The sequence below is a fragment of the Bacillus thuringiensis genome (genome assembly GCF_001182785.1).
Lineage (GTDB): Bacteria > Bacillota > Bacilli > Bacillales > Bacillaceae_G > Bacillus_A > Bacillus_A thuringiensis_S.
Map to the genome: position 1 here is coordinate 1212115 of NZ_CP012099.1, position 17388 is coordinate 1229502.

A 17388-nucleotide genomic window follows, 5' to 3' on the forward strand; every position below is an offset into this window, starting at 1 on the left:
GGAGTCCCCTTTCTGTATAAGTGCTGATATTCATACTATAAAGGAGTAGTGTTATGTTAAATTTAACGAAACATAAAGAATTTGTTAAATTTGATAAGAAGATTGTCGAACTGTAAAAAGCTCTGCTGTTACGATAACAGCAGAGCTTTTTTTATAAATTATGACGATGTTGTTTTTCGAAATCCTCAAATTGCTCTTCAACTTCTTTTGAAGGTTGTGTTAGTAAACTAACAACTATGATTACTAGTAAACTAATAGTGAAACCAGGAATCATTTCGTATAAGAATTTTGTTAAGAATTCAAACTGAGTCCAGATAATAACAGTAGCGGCACCAGAAATCATACCGGCAAGTGCGCCCCACTTCGTCATACGTTTCCAATATAAGCTTAATAAAATAGCAGGTCCGAATGAAGAACCAAATCCAGCCCAAGCGTATCCAACAAGAGCTAAAATCGTATCATTTTGTTTAAGCGCTAATGCGCACCCAACTAATGCAATAACAAGTACAGCCATACGACCGACAAATACAAGTTCTTTATCAGATGCAGAACGTTTAAAGAATGTACGATATAAATCTTCAGTTACAGCACTAGAAGTAACGAGTAGCTGAGATGAAATTGTACTCATAATCGCTGCTAGAATGGCCGCTAATAAAAATCCAGTAATAAGTGGATGGAATAAAATTTTCCCAAGTTCAAGGAAAATTGTCTCTGGATTAGATAATGTCAACTCTTGTTGTGAATAGTATGCAATACCGATCAGACCGGTAAACATAGCTCCGACAACAGAGAAAATCATCCAGCTCATACCAATTCGTCGTGCACTTTTAATTTCTTTTACAGAAGAAATCGCCATAAAGCGTACGATAATATGAGGTTGTCCAACATAACCAAGGCCCCATGCGAATAATGAAATAATTCCTAATACAGAAGTGCCTTTAAAAATATCTAATAATGTTGGATCAATCGATTTAATTGTACTAAATGCAGGACCAAGTCCATTTACATTCATAATTGTAACGGTAGGAACAAGAATAAGAGCAACTACCATAATGATTCCTTGCACGAAGTCTGTCCAACTTACTGCTAAGAAACCACCAAATAATGTGTAAGCGACAACAACGCCTGCTACAATGAATAATCCAACATGATAGTTCATGCCAAATGAATTTTCAAATAATACAGCGCCTGAAACTAATCCTGAAGCTACATAAAAAGTAAAGAAAATCATAATAACAAGTCCGGATACTAAGCGTAGCATATGAGATTTGTCGTGGAAACGGTGTTCCAAAAATTCTGGAATAGTAATAGAGTTGTTTGCAATTTCTGAGTAGGTACGTAAGCGAGGAGCAACATAAAGCCAGTTTGCGTATGCGCCTAGTGTTAGGCCGATCGCAATCCAACTACTACTTAATCCAACGCTAAACATTGCACCGGGTAATCCCATTAAAAGCCAACCACTCATATCGGATGCTCCAGCACTTAATGCTGTTACTGCGGGGCCTAGTGTACGCCCGCCAAGCATATAATCTGTTAAGTTGGACGTTCGTTTGTAGGCGAAATAGCCGATTACTAACATCCCGAGCATGTAAATAGAGATAGAAGTTAAAGTTAACATCTGCGTACTCATGTAGTTCCCCTTTCTTTTGTCAGGTCTTTTGATGCGTTATGCATATTTATCCCGCATAAACGGGCAGTAAAACTCCCACCTTAAAATTGGCTGGGCAAGGAAGTTAGGTGGGAGATCAACTGTCCGTAAATGCCCGATTGGTTCAACTAATAATCAGTGGGGATGAACCCCCCCCACTGATTAAAGTTTCACTTTATAATCTATCATGATTATTCTGAAAAATCCATATAGAAATACGAATTTTCAGAAATGTAAGCGTTTTTTGATGTCATTTTACTTTTTTAATATATAATATTCATACAAAAAACCTTATTTTTAATAGAGTATTTATTATATTTACATAAAAAGAGGTTGTTTTGTCAATATAATATTGAAAGGAAAGAAAAATAAAATTTTTAAAAAAGTATTGACTTGTGAAAAAAGTCAGGTCTATAATGAGTGCAACTTAAAAAAATGCAAGCGTTGATGAAGAAGAGTACACATGATGAACATGTCAGAGAGCTGATGGTTGGTGCGAATCAGTATGGAATTGATGTGGAATGGGCTTCGGAGCTTCCAAACCGAAACGAAAGAAGTAGGCTTTGGCGACATGATCTCATCGATACAAGAGACACGTATTGTTTTTGATACGGTAAAGTGCGTTACATTTGTAACGAATTAAGGTGGCACCACGGGAGTACCCGTCCTTTCTATAGGATGAGTACTCCCTTTTTGTGTATAAAAAATTAAATAAATGAAATCGTTTAAGTAAGAAGAGTACGTATATTGGAGACGTTACAGAGAGCCGGGAATAGGTGGGAGCCCGGTACGGTGCCATATACGGAATGGGCTTACGAGAGGTATGCTGAACAATTATTTTCAGTAGGCAACCCGGGTTCCGCCGTTACAAGGATAAGGTATAAAATTTGTACCTGAACAAAGCGGGATGCTTTTGCATCCAACACGAGGTGGTACCGCGGTATATTTATCGTCCTCTACATATTTTTGATATGTAGGGGACTTTTTTATTTTTCAGAGTGAGGTGAAGGACATGATGACGAAAGAAGAATTTATAAAACAAAAAAGAGAGAGAAAGACATTTTTAGTAATCACTGAAGAAGAAGGAGATAGCATTACGCCAATTTCTTTATATAGACGTATGAAAGGAAAGAAGAAATTTTTATTAGAAAGTTCACAGCTTCATCAAGATAAAGGGCGTTATTCTTGCTTAGGATGTAATCCTTATGGAGAAGTAAAAAGCGTTGGTACGGAAGTAGAACGAACGATTTTCGGGCAAACAGAAAATTTACAAGGTAACGTACTACAAGTGTTAGAAGAAATAATCGCACCATCACAAGTAGACAGCCCATTTCCATTTTGCGGAGGAGCAGTTGGTTATATTGGATATGATGTCATTCGGCAGTATGAAAACATTGGAGCGGATTTACACGACCCATTAAATATTCCGGAAGTACACCTTTTACTATATCGTGAGTTTATCGTTTACGATCATTTACGCCAAAAGTTGTCGTTTGTATATGTATGCAGGGAAGATGAGTCAGCAGATTATGAGGAAGTATACGAAAGGCTGCGAGTATACAAAGAGGAAGTGCTACAAGGAGAAGAAGCTGAAGTAAATGAAATACAATCCACATTATCATTCACTTCTTCTATAACGGAAAAAGAGTTTTGTGAGATGGTAGAAACGGCGAAAGAACATATAAGAGCCGGAGACATATTCCAAGTCGTACTGTCACAGCGTTTGCAAAGTGAATGTATTGGTGATCCATTCGTGTTATACCGAAAACTTCGAATTGCAAATCCATCACCATATATGTTCTATATCGATTTTCAAGATTATGTTGTACTCGGTTCTTCGCCGGAAAGTTTGCTATCAGTAAGGGAGAATAAAGTGATGACGAATCCAATTGCTGGTACAAGGCCGAGGGGGAAAACGAAGAGGGAAGATGAGGAAATCGAAAAAGAACTGTTAGGCAATGAGAAAGAGCGAGCAGAGCATATGATGCTTGTAGATCTTGGGCGAAACGATATTGGTAGAGTGAGCGAAATCGGCTCGGTTACGATAGATAAATATATGAAAGTAGAAAAATACTCTCACGTTATGCACATTGTATCTGAAGTTTACGGAACATTACGAAAACAAATGAGCGGATTTGATGCATTAGCGTATTGCCTACCAGCAGGAACAGTGTCGGGAGCTCCGAAAATTAGAGCGATGGAAATTATAAATGAGCTAGAGAATGAAAAAAGAAATGTATACGCGGGTGCAGTTGGATACGTTAGTTTTTCAGGAAATCTTGATATGGCGCTCGCTATTCGAACGATGGTCGTGAAGGATGAAAAAGCATACGTTCAGGCAGGAGCGGGAGTTGTTTATGATTCAGACCCAGTAGCTGAATATGAAGAAACGTTAAATAAAGCGAGAGCACTATTGGAGGTAATGAAATGATTGTACTAATTAATAATTATGATTCATTTACTTATAACTTGTATCAACTGTTAGGTGAATACGAAGAAGATATTGTAGTCGTAAGAAATGATGAAATAAGGATAGAACAACTAGAAGAGATGAATCCAACAGGAATTGTGCTTTCACCAGGACCAGGAAAACCGGAGGATGCTGGCATTTGTATCGACGTCATCCGTCATTTTTATAAGAACGTTCCCATATTAGGGATTTGTCTTGGCCACCAAGCGATTATAGCTGCATTTGGAGGAGACATTGTTAGAGCAGAACGTATTAAACACGGAAAAACATCGCGTGTGAAACATAACGGAACGTCAATCTTTTCATACGTTACACAGCCGCTAACGGCAATGCGCTATCATTCCCTTGTTGCAGAGCAAACGAGCTTGCCAGAGTGTTTTGACATACTAGCGACAGCGATGGACGATGGAGAAATAATGGCAGTCCGTCACAATTATTATCCGCTCTTCGGATTACAGTTTCATCCGGAATCAATCGCAACAGAAGAAGGCGGAAAGTTAATACGTGCCTTTTTAACAGAAGTAAAAGAGGAGGAAAGAGTATGAATAACTATCTTCGTAAATTAGTGGAGGGTCAACATTTAACAGAAGAGGAAATGTATAAAGCAGGACTACTTTTATTAAGTGAAAACATATTAGAAAGTGAAATTGCAGCTTTCTTAGTCTTACTGAAAGCGAAAGGTGAAACTGCAGAAGAAATATACGGTCTCGTTCGGGCTCTTCGCGAAAAGGCATTGCCGTTTTCGAACCATATACAAGGAGCAATGGACAATTGCGGGACGGGTGGTGACGGTGCCCAAACGTTTAATATTAGTACAACATCGGCATTTGTACTGGCAGGAGCTGGCGTAAAGGTTGCAAAACATGGTAATCGAGCTGTTTCTAGTAAAACAGGAAGTGCAGATTTATTAGAAGAACTCGGTGTAAATATTAGCAGTACCCCAAACGAAATTGATTATTTATTAGAGCATGTCGGCATCGCATTTTTATTCGCACCAGCGATGCACCCAGCATTAAGACGCATTATGAAAATAAGAAAAGAATTGAATGTGCCGACGATTTTTAACTTAATTGGTCCTTTAACAAATCCGGTAAATTTAGAAACACAATTTGTCGGCATTTATAAACGAGATATGTTACTACCAGTTGCGCAAGTATTACAGAAGCTGGGAAGAAAACAAGCGCTTGTCGTAAACGGAAGTGGATTTTTAGATGAAGCATCATTACAAGGGGAAAATCACGTAGTCCTTTTAAAAGATAATGAAATAGTAGAAATGAGTATTGATCCAGAAAAGTATGGTTTTTCAAGAGTGAAAAATGAAGAAATTAGAGGGGGGAATTCAAAAGAAAATGCAAAGATCACAGTCGGCGTATTGAGCGGAGAAAAGAGTGTTTATCGCGATACAGTTTTATTAAATGCAGGTCTAGCCCTTTTCGCAAATGGAAAAACAGAAACGATTGAGGAAGGAATTAAACTAGCGGCACATAGCATTGACTCTGGAAAAGCATTAACCAAATTAAACTTATTAATTGCAGCAAGCAACGAAAAATTAGAAAGGGTGAACTAAAGTGGGGACGATTTTAGATGAAATTGTAGAACAGAAGAAAAAGGAAGTTGCGGAGTTATATGAAATATATACACCCGTAAAAGCAAAAAGAAAGACACATTCACTTGTAGAAGCGTTACAGCAGTTTACTGTCATTGCAGAAGTAAAGCGAGCATCACCATCAAAAGGAGATATCAATTTACACGTTGACGTACGAAAACAAGTGGGAATATACGAAGACTGCGGGGCAGGAGCAGTATCTGTTTTAACAGATGGTCAATTTTTTAAAGGATCGTTTCACGATTTACAAACAGCAAGAGAAGAAAGTAACATTCCGCTTTTATGTAAAGATTTCATAATCGATAAGATTCAAATCGATAGAGCGTATGAAGCGGGAGCAGATATTATTTTACTAATCGTAGCAGCGTTAACGAAAGAGAAGTTAAAAGAGTTGTATAGCTACGTGTTAGAAAAAGGATTAGAAGCGATTGTTGAAGTTCATGATGAACAGGAATTAGAAACTGCGATTGTATTAAATCCGCACGTTATTGGCATTAATAATCGTAATTTAAAAACGTTCGAAGTAGATTTAAGCCAAACTGAAAAGCTTGGAAAAAGATTGAATGAGGAGAAACTACTTTGGATTAGTGAAAGTGGCATTCATTCAAAAGAAGATATTATTCGTGTTAAAAGAGCTGGAGCCAAAGGTGTATTAGTTGGAGAGGCGCTTATGACATCATCTTCTATTAATAGTTTTTTTGAAGATTGTAAGGTGAATATATGAAAGTGAAAATTTGCGGCATCACTGATGTGGAAACAGCGAAAAGTGCGTGCGAATATGGCGCAGATGCACTCGGATTTGTTTTTGCAGAAAGTAAACGGAAAATCACTCCAGAGAGAGCGAAAGAAATTATTCAGGAGCTTCCAGCCAACGTGTTAAAAATCGGTGTTTTCGTAAATGAATCAGTAGAAGTGATCCAGAAAATTGCAGATGAGTGTGGGTTAACACATGTACAACTACATGGGGATGAAGACAATCATCGAATTAGAAGATTGAATATTCCGTCTATAAAAGCTCTCGGAGTGACTTCGGAGGACGATATGAAAAATGCTCAAACATATGAAACGGATTATATATTGTTTGATAGTCCGAAAGAAAAGTTTCACGGGGGAAATGGAAAGAAATTTTCATGGGAGTTACTCGCACATATGCCAAAAGAGTCGCGAGAGAAAACGATATTAGCTGGTGGATTAAATGCTCTTAATATAGAAGAAGCAATTCGAACTGTTCGGCCTTATATGGTTGATGTGAGCAGCGGAGTAGAGATAGAAGGAAAAAAAGATGTAGAGAAAATAAAACAATTTATTATAAAAGCGAAGGAGTGTTCCAAATGAACTACGCATATCCAGATGAAAAAGGACATTACGGTATATACGGAGGAAGATACGTTCCAGAAACGTTAATGCAATCTGTACTAGAACTAGAAGAAGCATATAAAGAAGCGATGCAAGATGAGGCATTTCAAAAGGAATTAAATCATTATTTAAAAACGTACGTTGGAAGAGAAACACCGCTTTATTTCGCTGAAAATATGACGAAGTATTGCGGAGGTGCAAAGATTTATTTAAAACGTGAAGATTTGAATCATACAGGAGCTCATAAAATTAACAATACAATTGGTCAGGCACTTCTTGCGGTGCGAATGGGTAAGAAAAAAGTTGTCGCTGAAACAGGAGCTGGACAACACGGAGTTGCAACAGCTACTGTATGTGCTCTTCTCGGGTTAGAATGCGTCATTTTTATGGGAGAAGAAGATGTAAGACGTCAAAAATTAAATGTGTTCCGAATGGAATTACTCGGAGCGAAAGTAGAAAGTGTAGCAGCAGGTAGCGGTACATTAAAAGATGCGGTAAACGAGGCGCTTCGTTACTGGGTTTCACATGTGCATGATACGCATTACATTATGGGATCTGTTCTCGGACCACATCCATTCCCGCAAATTGTCCGTGATTTCCAAAGTGTAATTGGGAATGAGACGAAAAAACAATATGAAGAATTAGAAGGGAAATTACCAGAAGCAGTCGTTGCTTGCATTGGTGGTGGGAGTAACGCGATGGGTATGTTTTATCCGTTCGTACATGATGAAGAAGTTGCTCTTTACGGCGTAGAGGCAGCTGGAAAAGGCGTTCATACAGAAAAGCATGCAGCCACTTTAACGAAAGGAAGCGTCGGTGTTTTACACGGATCAATGATGTATCTTCTGCAAAATGAAGAAGGGCAAATTCAAGAAGCACACTCTATTTCAGCAGGACTCGATTATCCAGGTGTTGGTCCAGAACATAGCTTGCTAAAAGATATTGGCCGCGTTTCTTATCATTCGATAACAGACGAAGAAGCATTAGAAGCATTTCAATTATTAACGAAAAAAGAAGGCATTATCCCGGCCCTAGAAAGTTCACATGCTGTCGCATACGCCTTAAAATTAGCTCCGCAAATGAAGGAAGATGAAGGACTTGTTATTTGTTTATCTGGCCGCGGCGATAAAGATGTAGAGAGTATAAAACGTTATATGGAAGAGGTGTAAAAAATGGGAGTAGAAAAAATTAAAGCAGCGTTTGAAAATGGCAAGAAAGCATTTATTCCGTACGTAATGGGCGGAGATGGTGGACTTGAGAAATTAAAAGAAAGAATTCGTTTTCTAGATGAGGCTGGAGCAAGCATCGTTGAAATTGGTATTCCGTTTTCAGATCCAGTCGCAGATGGTCCAACGATTCAAAGAGCAGGAAAGCGAGCGTTAGATAGCGGTGTAACATTAAAAGGCATTTTTCAAGCTTTAGCGGAAGTAAGGAAAGAAGTACAAATGCCATTTGTTCTTATGACATATTTAAATCCGGTACTTGCATTCGGAAAAGAGCGATTCATCGAGAACTGTATGGAAGCAGGTGTAGACGGCATCATCGTACCAGACTTACCGTATGAAGAACAAAATATTATTGCTCCGTTACTTCGAGAGGCAAACATTGCGCTCATTCCACTCGTTACCGTAACGAGCCCTATTGAAAGAATTGAAAAAATTACGAGTGAATCAGAAGGGTTCGTTTATGCTGTTACAGTAGCGGGCGTAACGGGAGTACGTCAAAACTTTAAAGAGGAGATTCATAGTTACTTAGAAAAAGTAAAATCACACGTCAACTTACCAGTAGTCGCTGGATTTGGCATTTCAACAAAAGAACATGTAGAAGAAATGGTTACAATATGCGACGGAGTTGTCGTTGGAAGTAAGATCATTGAGCTTTTAGAAAATGAAAAGCGAGAAGAAATATGTGAATTAATATATGCAACAAAACAAAAAGAAGAGGCGTAGTCTCTTCTTTTTGTTTTGCGTAATAAATGTTAAAATATACAGAAAATACATATAATTCAGAGGGTGAGAAGGCATGCTAAGACGGAAATTACTATATCTTCTTTTAACTGTACCACTATACGCTTGGCTCATTAGCATGACGAAAATAGAGTTGATGGCTCTATTTTTAGGATATGTATTCATCTTTTCAAATTTAAATCGCATTCAAGAACAGTCTATTTTAGAAATATGTATATTTTCGATTAGTGTAGAATTATTTAGTATCGTTTCGATTGTATTATTAAACGAATTATTCAGGTGGATTCATTCATTTGAATTAATGAAATTTGGAAATATTGTATTGCAAGTAATATGTGCTTATATTGTGTTTGTTGTGTTAGATAAAATAGTCGGACAGCAGACAGTTTTTCAGGATAATAGAAAATGGGAGTGATTTAAAAAAGGAGCTAAACGGCTCCTTTTTTAAATCTGTTGTAAAAACAATTGAAAATTATGACATCTGTTATATAATAGTTAAAAATTGTATTTTATAACGAAATGAGATGATAACATGGTCATATTGTTGGCACTTATCCCAATTATAATGATTTTCATTTGTTTATTTTTATTTAAACAAACGTCATTAAGGTCTTCGTTAATTTCTTATGCTGTGTCTGTTGGAATCGTTTTACTCTCGCCAACGTTTCGATTAGGGATAAGTGAAACTGTGCACGCAACGATTAAAGGGTGGTTAATTTGTTTTATTGTCGGGTACGTTTTATTTTTCGGTATTTTTTTATTTCACCTCATGAACAAAATGGGGTACATCGATCAAGTAGCACGTTTTCTAGAAGAAGTTACTCAGGATCGCTTATTACAAATGCTGCTTATGTGTTTTGGCATTTGCCCGCTTATTGAATCAGTAAGTGGATTCGGTATCGGCTTCATGGTTGCAGCACCTATTTTTCTTTCACTAGGATATAAACCATTTCAAGCTGTACTGCTCTCATTTATCGGCTTACTAGCTAGTTCATGGGGCGCAATGGCAACTGGTACGATTATCGGTTCGCAGCTAATAAATATGCCTCTTACAACACTTGGTACAAATACAGCGCTATTAAGTATTCCGATGTTTGCTTACTTTATTATTCTTTCTTTACACGTTGTTGGCGGCTGGCAAGCGATTATAGAAAAGTGGAAAGAAGGAGTAGGATTCTTTCTATTATTTTCTCTCGGAATCTATCTTTCTAACGCATACGTAAGCGTGGAACTAGCCGGGATATTAAGTTCTATCGTTACGATTACATTTGGCTTTCTTATCATTAAATTAAAAGGAAAAAGTGGGCAAAATCTTATAACAGAACATGCGGCTGCAACGGAGAGAGAAGTATCCATTATAAAAATTATTAGCCCTTATATATTTCTAACAGTTTGTATTTTACTTTCTCGCCTCGTTCCAGCATTACATGATTTGTTCAGATCATATGCGGTTCTTGATTTGAAATCATACTCTTACAAACTAGAGTTACTATATTCACCAGGATTTTGGCTCGGTATGACTTGCTTATTTACTATTATTTTCTTCCGCATCCCGTCTAATATTATTAAACAATCACTCTTGCAAACGATCAAACAATGGATTCCTTTTGCGATTACGACGACAATGTTTATCGCCATTTCAGAACTAATGGGTGCATCAGGCATGCATTCATTACTCGCAAAGACAGCTGGTGAAACATTTGGAACCTTTTTCGTTTTCGTTGCTCCGTTTATTGGCGCTATTGGTGGATTTTTAACAGGTAGTAACGCAGGATCAAATGCAATGTTTATAAAACTACAAATGCAAACCGCACAAAACGTAGCACTCCCGTGGCAATATGTCACAACACTTCAAAACACTGCATCATCAGTAGCGACAATCGCTTGTCCATCACGGATTACACTAGGTGCTTACTTATGTAATATCCCTTACCGTGAAAATGAACTATTAAAGAAGACGACGTTAATGATCTTTGGTGCGGTATTACTTATAGTAGTGGAAGTTATTTTCTGGTATATGTTGAGAAATTGAAAATTCTCCTATATTTAGGAGGATTTTCTTTGTTACTGGATAATGCTTTAAATTATGAAAAGCTGCTACTAAATGAATAGGAGATGAAATGTATGGCACTAAAAAACTACGGCGTGTTAAAAGGTACAGCTATACAATCAAAGATAGGAAAAGGGTAACTAACTGTTACAATTTATTTAGCTAATTATAACTAAAGTGAATTAAATATATCAGTAAGCCCTGCCAGTCAAGTGGTTGGCTAGCGGGCGGGGGAACTGCGGGCAATTTCTAAATATGATTGAACAACAACGTGGCTAGAAATGGTGAACGTGCATGCTGCGAAATCAGAAAAAATCAATCAGATGGCGCAAGGTTAAATCCTAAACACTAGAACAATGGATCTTCCGCCTCGAATCATCTAAGTCAACATGGATAAGATGAACGTTCAACGACTATCTCGTATAACTGACGAGAGTACATCACAAGCTTATGGTGGTGGGAAAATCCTCTATCTCTAAGTAGATAAATATATAGTCTGCGCTCATGTGAAAATATGAGAAGTTCATAAGAGAACTGGCTAAGGAATTGCGCCCTTAGTTGAACGAGATACATTTGATTAAATCTATCAAATCTCATTGAATCTATCGAACGTATGTGCTACGATAAGTTTAATGAGGTAAGAATAATAATGAAATTTTTACGAGTTAGTCAAGTATCAGAATTAACAGGTTTGCATCCGAGGAGTCTTACGAGAATGCTGGTGGAACACGCTACGATTCAGAAGAACAAATCTTTCATTAAAGGAGTTACATTCTGATGATATTGGCGAAGAAAGTTAGACTGATTCCAACGCCTGAACAAGAAAAAGTGCTGAGAAACCATGCTGATGCTGCAAGATTTACTTATAACTATTGTAAAAGAATGAGTGATAGATACTATAAGCTATTTGGAAAATCTGTTTCACAGTTAGCTTTACAGAAACGATTTACAAAGATCAAGAAGCGAAAGAGATATGAGTGGTTAAAAGGCATTAATGCACAAGTGCCAAAACAGGCTTCAAAAGATTTTGATATGGCGAGAAAACATTCGTTCAAAAAGTACAAAAATGGTTATCACACTTCTTATAAATCCAAAAAAGATGTAATCCAAGGATTTTATGCCAATTATGAAAGACTAGTTATAGGAAAGAAAGTAGTTCATATTCAGTCTATTGGAGAAGTGAAAACAAGCCAACAACTACCAAGAAACAAAAAACCATCCAATCCAAGAGTTACATTTGACGGTCGTCACTGGTGGATTAGTGTGGGGTTCCAAGAAGATTTTGAATTCCAAGAACTAACCAATGAGTCGATTGGTGTGGATGTTGGGTTAAAAGAGCTGTTTGTAGCTTCTAATGGTATGAAAGAACGAAATATAAACAAAGATGCCAAGGTTAAAAAACTTTTGAAAAGGAAAAAGTCAGCACAAAGAGATATGTCTAGGAGATTTAAAAAAGGTGTAAAAATTCAATCTGCCGGATATGAAAAAGCGAAAGCTGAGCACCTGCGGTTATCTAGGAAAATTACGAATATCCGAAATAACCATATCCACCAAGCAACAGCTAAATTGGTGAAAACCAAACCAATGAGGATTGTTGTGGAAGACTTATCTATCTCAAACCTGTTAAAAAACAAAAAACTATCGAAAGCATTTTCCTTTCAAAAATTAAACTTCTTCTTTCAATGTTTATCATACAAGTGCGAGAAGTATGGCATTGCGTATGTAAAAGCTGATAAATGGTTCGCCTCAAGCAAGATTTGCTCATGTTGCGGCGTGAAATACGACCATTCAGTTCAACCAGAAGGACAGTGGAGTTTAAAAATACGTGAGTGGTGTTGTGCTTCATGCAATAGCCATCACGATCGGGATGTAAATGCGTCGATAAATTTATCAAGATGGGTAAAATTAAATGCTTGATAATAGGAGGTAACGATACTGCCTCGTGTGGAGTGTTATACCCCTCGTCCCTTTGGGGTTGCGAGAACACTTTGAAGCACTAATTTGTGTAAATTTGATTGAATTGTATAGATTTAGTTAAGTTTATCGTATCGGAAAACTCCTCATTATCAAGTTCATTTACAAGATGAAGCAGGAGTAGATTATCGTATTGCAATTAACGTGAAATCGCAAAGTTATCCGTCAGAAGTTTTATATTTTGCGAGCGACAATATTCATTCAGAAGCAATTCATATTTTACCGACATTACCATTCGGTTTTACAGAAATAAAAAACAATGAACCGAAAGTAGCTTTAGACTACGTAAGAGGTAATGTATTTGATTCGAAACAAATGATTCCTTTACCTGCTGAAAAAGCAGGAGTAGATAATGATTTAAATGAAAAAATAGAACGTTATATAAAACGAGCAATAGAAGAAAAAGCGATTATTTACGCGTTTGGTGAAAGATGGCGACCAGAAGAAGATACACCCGATTCTTATTTTCACTTCAAACCAGGAAACGGTATACACGATATTCATATGAATCAAGGGAATGTAGAAAAATGGAAAGGTGATAATGGTATATGGCAAGACGGAGGAATACTCATTCACTTCGAAAAGGAGGAAGAATGGATCGGTATCTTTCTTGCCTTCCAGTCGCAGTCATGGTGTACCGACGAAGGTGGACATGCACGTGTTCCGGTTGAGCATTGTGATTATAAGAGGAATAATTGAGGAGAGGAGGGCGTTCAAAAAGAACGCCCTCTTCTTATTTTATAAAACGAAAAACTAACAAGTGTAGAAATACAAGAGAAAAGCAGTGCCACACTAGAAAACGCAATGAGATACATATTATATTTCATCACTTTGCTAATTAGTTGGTTACTATCATATTGGAACAGTCCCGCTATGATGTTGAATAAAAATAAAACGATAAACATGACGATAACCCCGTCTATTGATCCTTTAATGTCTGGTTTACTTAAAGCGATATGTGCGGAAATGCAAATGGCGATAAATAAAAATAACCAAAAGGAAGGATTCAATAAATTACCGATTGTAAATAAGCTTTTCAATAATACAAACGTCGATAAGAGCATGTTTTGGATCATTTCTATATTAATAGAAGTAGAAGCAATCGTTTTTTCGAGAGTTGTATTAAATAAAAAATATGATTCTGGTACGAAATAGCGCATTAAAAGGATTAATGCAGTAATACCAGAAATAATAGGGCCAATGCCGATGAAGAAATTCCCAATTCGTTGATATACACTTTTATGATTGTATTGATGTTGTACGTAGCCTAAAGCCCCTTGACTTGTATCTGTTGGGAAAAACTGCGTTGCTACAATTTTATGACGAAACAGCACGCACATAATGGCATGTCCAAGTTCGTGAATCGGAACACCGATCCAAGCCGTTAATAGGAATCCTTTTCGTCCAAAAGCTCTCGACCAATACATCCGTGTGAGAGATTCTAAATAACCTAATAAAAATCCAATTACAATGATAACGCCAATTAAGGAAAATAATTGGATTATGCTTGTAAGGAGTATTTGAAAAATTGAGTTTACCAATTCCATTATCTTTCATCCAATCTGTTAAAAATGTTATTTGTTCTGTTTCATAATAGCATTATTTTTCAAGATTGCTAGCACATATATTTTCTTTCGGAAGAAGGATTTCATAATCTTTTTCTTGTAGTCATGTTTTATGTACAAAGTCATATATTGAATTTGTAACACCCTATAAGGTATATGCTTAAGGAGGGATTAGAGAATGAAATGTCCGTCATGTCATACAGAACATGCAGTAGAGGCAAAGTTTTGCGGGAATTGTGGACATTCGTTAACGGAAGAAGTAGTGGCAAGTAGTGGCAAAGAAGAAGGGCAGGAACAAGCGCGTGTGGCACAAGAAAAGGAAACGCGTCCAAATGAAACGGTAGAACAAGCGAAGCGGTTTGCGAGCGGCTATTTTCAATTTTTTAAACGTGCATTACAAGCACCGACAGCGATTATGAAAAGCGGCACTATTGAAGTACGAAATGGAATTGTAAGTCTTGTTCTTATTTGTTTTTTAGGAGCATGTATTTTTTATAGAATGATGAGTGCAGCATCAGCAGTTACGAGAACATTTGCACCAGATATATCTACTCCCACGTTTTTTGGAGAATCTATAACGGTCTTTTTCTTTTTATTAATTTTAACTTTATTTGTCGGATTTATTATTTTTGTAAGTGGTAAGATGATGAAATCATCTTTTTCGTTTCTTGAAGTATTTGGTATATGGGGAACGATAGCGACGCCGGCTATTGTCATATTAGTTCTTTCTTTTCTTTTTAGTTTTTTATTAATCTTTTTCTTACCGATATTATTATCGGTAGTTGCAACTTATATAGGGATTAGTATAACTGTAGCCGTATTAAAACTAGACAATGGCGGATTAGATCTCGTTTACACACTTATTATTGCAAATGTTTTAATTGGAATTGCAACGTTCATTGTACTTTGGTCTTACATTAGCACGATAATTCAAGCCTTAACACAGGGAATAACTGGCTTCTAATGAAAAGGTGGTTGACTGAATGAATGTATGTACAAAGTGCGGAGTTCAGTTTGAAGATGGTGTACAATTTTGTCAAAACTGCGGGATGAAGAGGGGAAGTCCTGCAGTAAAGAAGAACATGAGCGGTGGTACAAAAGTTGGCATTACACTGTTAGCACTATTTGTTATAGCGATTATTGGATTGTATTTGTACGGATCATCGTATTATACGCAGGTGGCACAAGTAGACCGGATGATTACGATTTTACAAGAGCGGGACGGAGAGAAATTAGCTGAGATCGTTACGGCAGATGATCCATCGGTTATGATAACGAGAGAGAGTTTAACGCCTCTATTTTCATATATAAAAGAAAATCCATCTTACGTAAATGAATTAAAAGGATATTTGAGACAAGGTGAAAAACAACGGGACGGAATAGAAAGGGCTGATTTTTCATTAACGAAAGACGGAAAGTATTTCTTTATATTTGATCGGTATAAATTGAAAGCGAAGACGTACTATACAACTTTGCTTACAAATGAAAAAGGCGTATCGTTAAAAATGAACGGAAAAGAAATTGATAAGACAGATGACAAAAAGTTTGAGAAGCAATATGGGCCATTTCTTCCGGGAAATCAAGTGTTTCAATCAGAATATAAAAATGACTATGTAAAACTATCACGTGAGGAAAAGGTTGTACTTATGAAACAAAGCCAAAATAACGTAACGATAGATTTAACGTTGCAAGGTCAATATATTACAGTTCAAACGAACGCGCCTGGTGCAACATTGTACGTAAATCAAAAACCAGTTACAGCGCTCGCAGGAGAAGAAATTACATGGGGGCCTGTAGCGACTGATGGAAGCGCGAAAATTTATTTAGAACGAAATGGAGAAAATGGACGGGAAACGACAAAAGTAGAGACGGTAACGGCACTTTCGTCTTATAATCTTCCATTCCAAACGAAAAGTGCAGAAAAAACAGTTGTTTATAATGTTACCCCGTCACCTACGACTGGGTATGTATATAATGGTTTCATCTTTCCTGATAGTGATATTCGAAAATTAACGAGCACAGATTTAACCTATTTATCGAAAGAACAGTTGAAAATTGCTAGAAATGAAATATATGCAAGGCATGGACATATTTTTCAAACGAAAGATATGCAAGCGTATTTTGCAAAACAGTCTTGGTATAGAGAAAATCCTTATTTTACAGGAAAGTTAACAGATATCGAAACTTATAATATTGAACTAATTAAATCAAGAGAATAGAGCGCGGGAAAAAGGTACAGTGCAGATTACTGTACCTTTTTTATGATTATTTAGCTGGACCAGGATCCCTAGAGAAAAAGATATGAAAGAGAAATGTGACTTTACTTGCTCCCCCTGATGTACTGGCTTGCACATCAGATAAAGAACTAGACGTTAAAGCAGCTTCGGAATGAGGAGGGACGATTATTTTAAGCGTATCATCTGATTCTGATGATGCAGTAACTGTTATTGTATCGTCAGAAAAATTTATAATTTTAACAGTACCGACTGGAAAGATGGCCTTGCGAGCGTGTGATGCAGAAGCGAAGCGGGTAGCTTTCCAAATAGTTTGTGAGAAAGTGTCATTGTCAGATAACCAAGCACGAGCACTGTATAAAGTTACACTAACGGTAAACTCCTGTTCAAGCGGAAGGGCGGGTTTCGGTTCTATCGGTTCCTCTGGAAGCTGGACGAGAAGGCCGGCGCACATGTATGTTTCACCTACTTTCAATAGCTACTGTTATAGCATATTAAACATGTTGTTTATAAGACAC

General features: G+C 37.0%; 15 protein-coding genes, 2 pseudogenes and 2 other annotated features. Of the genes and pseudogenes, 14 read left to right on the forward strand and 3 right to left on the reverse strand.

From position 1 onward, the window contains the following. Window positions 1-151 precede the first annotated feature (151 nt). Complete coding sequence (putP, locus tag AC241_RS06285) at window positions 152-1630, reverse strand: sodium/proline symporter PutP (RefSeq protein ID WP_016082436.1); 1479 nt, start codon at window positions 1628-1630, stop codon at window positions 152-154. Between the two features lie 453 nt (window positions 1631-2083). Next, window positions 2084-2321: a binding site (T-box leader), on the forward strand. Window positions 2322-2363: 42 nt separating this feature from the next. Next, window positions 2364-2608 (forward strand) — a binding site (T-box leader). Window positions 2609-2660: 52 nt separating this feature from the next. Here putP and trpE point away from each other — a divergent pair. From trpE to AC241_RS06345, 12 genes and pseudogenes are all read left to right on the forward strand, one after another. Continuing rightward, a complete protein-coding gene (gene trpE, locus AC241_RS06295) occupies window positions 2661-4079 on the forward strand; it encodes an anthranilate synthase component I (RefSeq protein WP_050842883.1) in 1419 nt (472 codons plus the stop codon). Continuing rightward, a complete protein-coding gene (locus tag AC241_RS06300) occupies window positions 4076-4663 on the forward strand; it encodes an aminodeoxychorismate/anthranilate synthase component II (protein WP_050842886.1) in 588 nt (195 codons plus the stop codon). Before trpE ends, AC241_RS06300 begins: the two co-directional genes overlap by 4 nt. Further along, window positions 4660-5685, forward strand: coding sequence for an anthranilate phosphoribosyltransferase (gene trpD, locus AC241_RS06305; RefSeq protein WP_016082433.1), 1026 nt, complete (start codon window positions 4660-4662; stop codon window positions 5683-5685). The genes AC241_RS06300 and trpD overlap by 4 nt, the downstream gene beginning before the upstream one ends. Before the next feature lies 1 nt (window position 5686). After that, a complete protein-coding gene (trpC, locus tag AC241_RS06310) occupies window positions 5687-6448 on the forward strand; it encodes an indole-3-glycerol phosphate synthase TrpC (RefSeq protein ID WP_050842888.1) in 762 nt (253 codons plus the stop codon). Further along, window positions 6445-7059 (forward strand): phosphoribosylanthranilate isomerase, encoded by a 615-nt coding sequence (locus AC241_RS06315; RefSeq protein ID WP_050842890.1) that lies wholly within the window; start codon window positions 6445-6447, stop codon window positions 7057-7059. The genes trpC and AC241_RS06315 overlap by 4 nt, the downstream gene beginning before the upstream one ends. Beyond that, entirely contained in the window at window positions 7056-8249 is a 1194-nt protein-coding gene (trpB, locus tag AC241_RS06320) for a tryptophan synthase subunit beta (RefSeq protein ID WP_016082430.1), read from the forward strand. The genes AC241_RS06315 and trpB overlap by 4 nt, the downstream gene beginning before the upstream one ends. Window positions 8250-8252: 3 nt before the next feature. Beyond that, complete coding sequence (gene trpA / locus AC241_RS06325) at window positions 8253-9029, forward strand: tryptophan synthase subunit alpha (RefSeq protein WP_016082429.1); 777 nt, start codon at window positions 8253-8255, stop codon at window positions 9027-9029. A 73-nt stretch (window positions 9030-9102) separates the two neighbouring features. Continuing rightward, a complete protein-coding gene (locus AC241_RS06330; protein ID WP_043936706.1) occupies window positions 9103-9462 on the forward strand; it encodes a DUF4029 domain-containing protein in 360 nt (119 codons plus the stop codon). Between the two features lie 117 nt (window positions 9463-9579). Further along, window positions 9580-11079, forward strand: a complete 1500-nt coding sequence (locus AC241_RS06335) for an L-lactate permease (protein ID WP_050842892.1) — start codon at window positions 9580-9582, stop codon at window positions 11077-11079. An 83-nt stretch (window positions 11080-11162) separates the two neighbouring features. Then, window positions 11163-11234 (forward strand): annotated as a pseudogene (locus AC241_RS35125) (DUF2278 domain-containing protein); the annotation flags it as partial. Window positions 11235-11874: 640 nt separating this feature from the next. Beyond that, window positions 11875-13014, forward strand: coding sequence for an RNA-guided endonuclease InsQ/TnpB family protein (locus AC241_RS06340; protein WP_050842894.1), 1140 nt, complete (start codon window positions 11875-11877; stop codon window positions 13012-13014). Between the two features lie 135 nt (window positions 13015-13149). Then, window positions 13150-13770 (forward strand): annotated as a pseudogene (locus tag AC241_RS06345) (DUF2278 family protein); the annotation flags it as partial. Window positions 13771-13784: 14 nt separating this feature from the next. On the opposite strand, the gene AC241_RS06350 reads toward AC241_RS06345, so the two are convergent. Then, complete coding sequence (locus AC241_RS06350; protein ID WP_050842896.1) at window positions 13785-14618, reverse strand: hypothetical protein; 834 nt, start codon at window positions 14616-14618, stop codon at window positions 13785-13787. Window positions 14619-14814: 196 nt separating this feature from the next. Here AC241_RS06350 and AC241_RS06355 point away from each other — a divergent pair, with 196 nt between their 5' ends. Then, window positions 14815-15600 (forward strand): zinc-ribbon domain-containing protein, encoded by a 786-nt coding sequence (locus tag AC241_RS06355; RefSeq protein ID WP_050842898.1) that lies wholly within the window; start codon window positions 14815-14817, stop codon window positions 15598-15600. Window positions 15601-15619: 19 nt separating this feature from the next. Next, complete coding sequence (locus tag AC241_RS06360; protein ID WP_043936717.1) at window positions 15620-16855, forward strand: TcaA 3rd/4th domain-containing protein; 1236 nt, start codon at window positions 15620-15622, stop codon at window positions 16853-16855. Between the two features lie 46 nt (window positions 16856-16901). Here AC241_RS06360 and AC241_RS06365 read toward each other — a convergent pair whose 3' ends face one another. Further along, window positions 16902-17324: a hypothetical protein gene (locus AC241_RS06365; protein ID WP_016082422.1), complete on the reverse strand. Its 423-nt coding sequence runs from the start codon at window positions 17322-17324 to the stop codon at window positions 16902-16904. Between the last annotated feature and the right edge of the window lie 64 nt (window positions 17325-17388).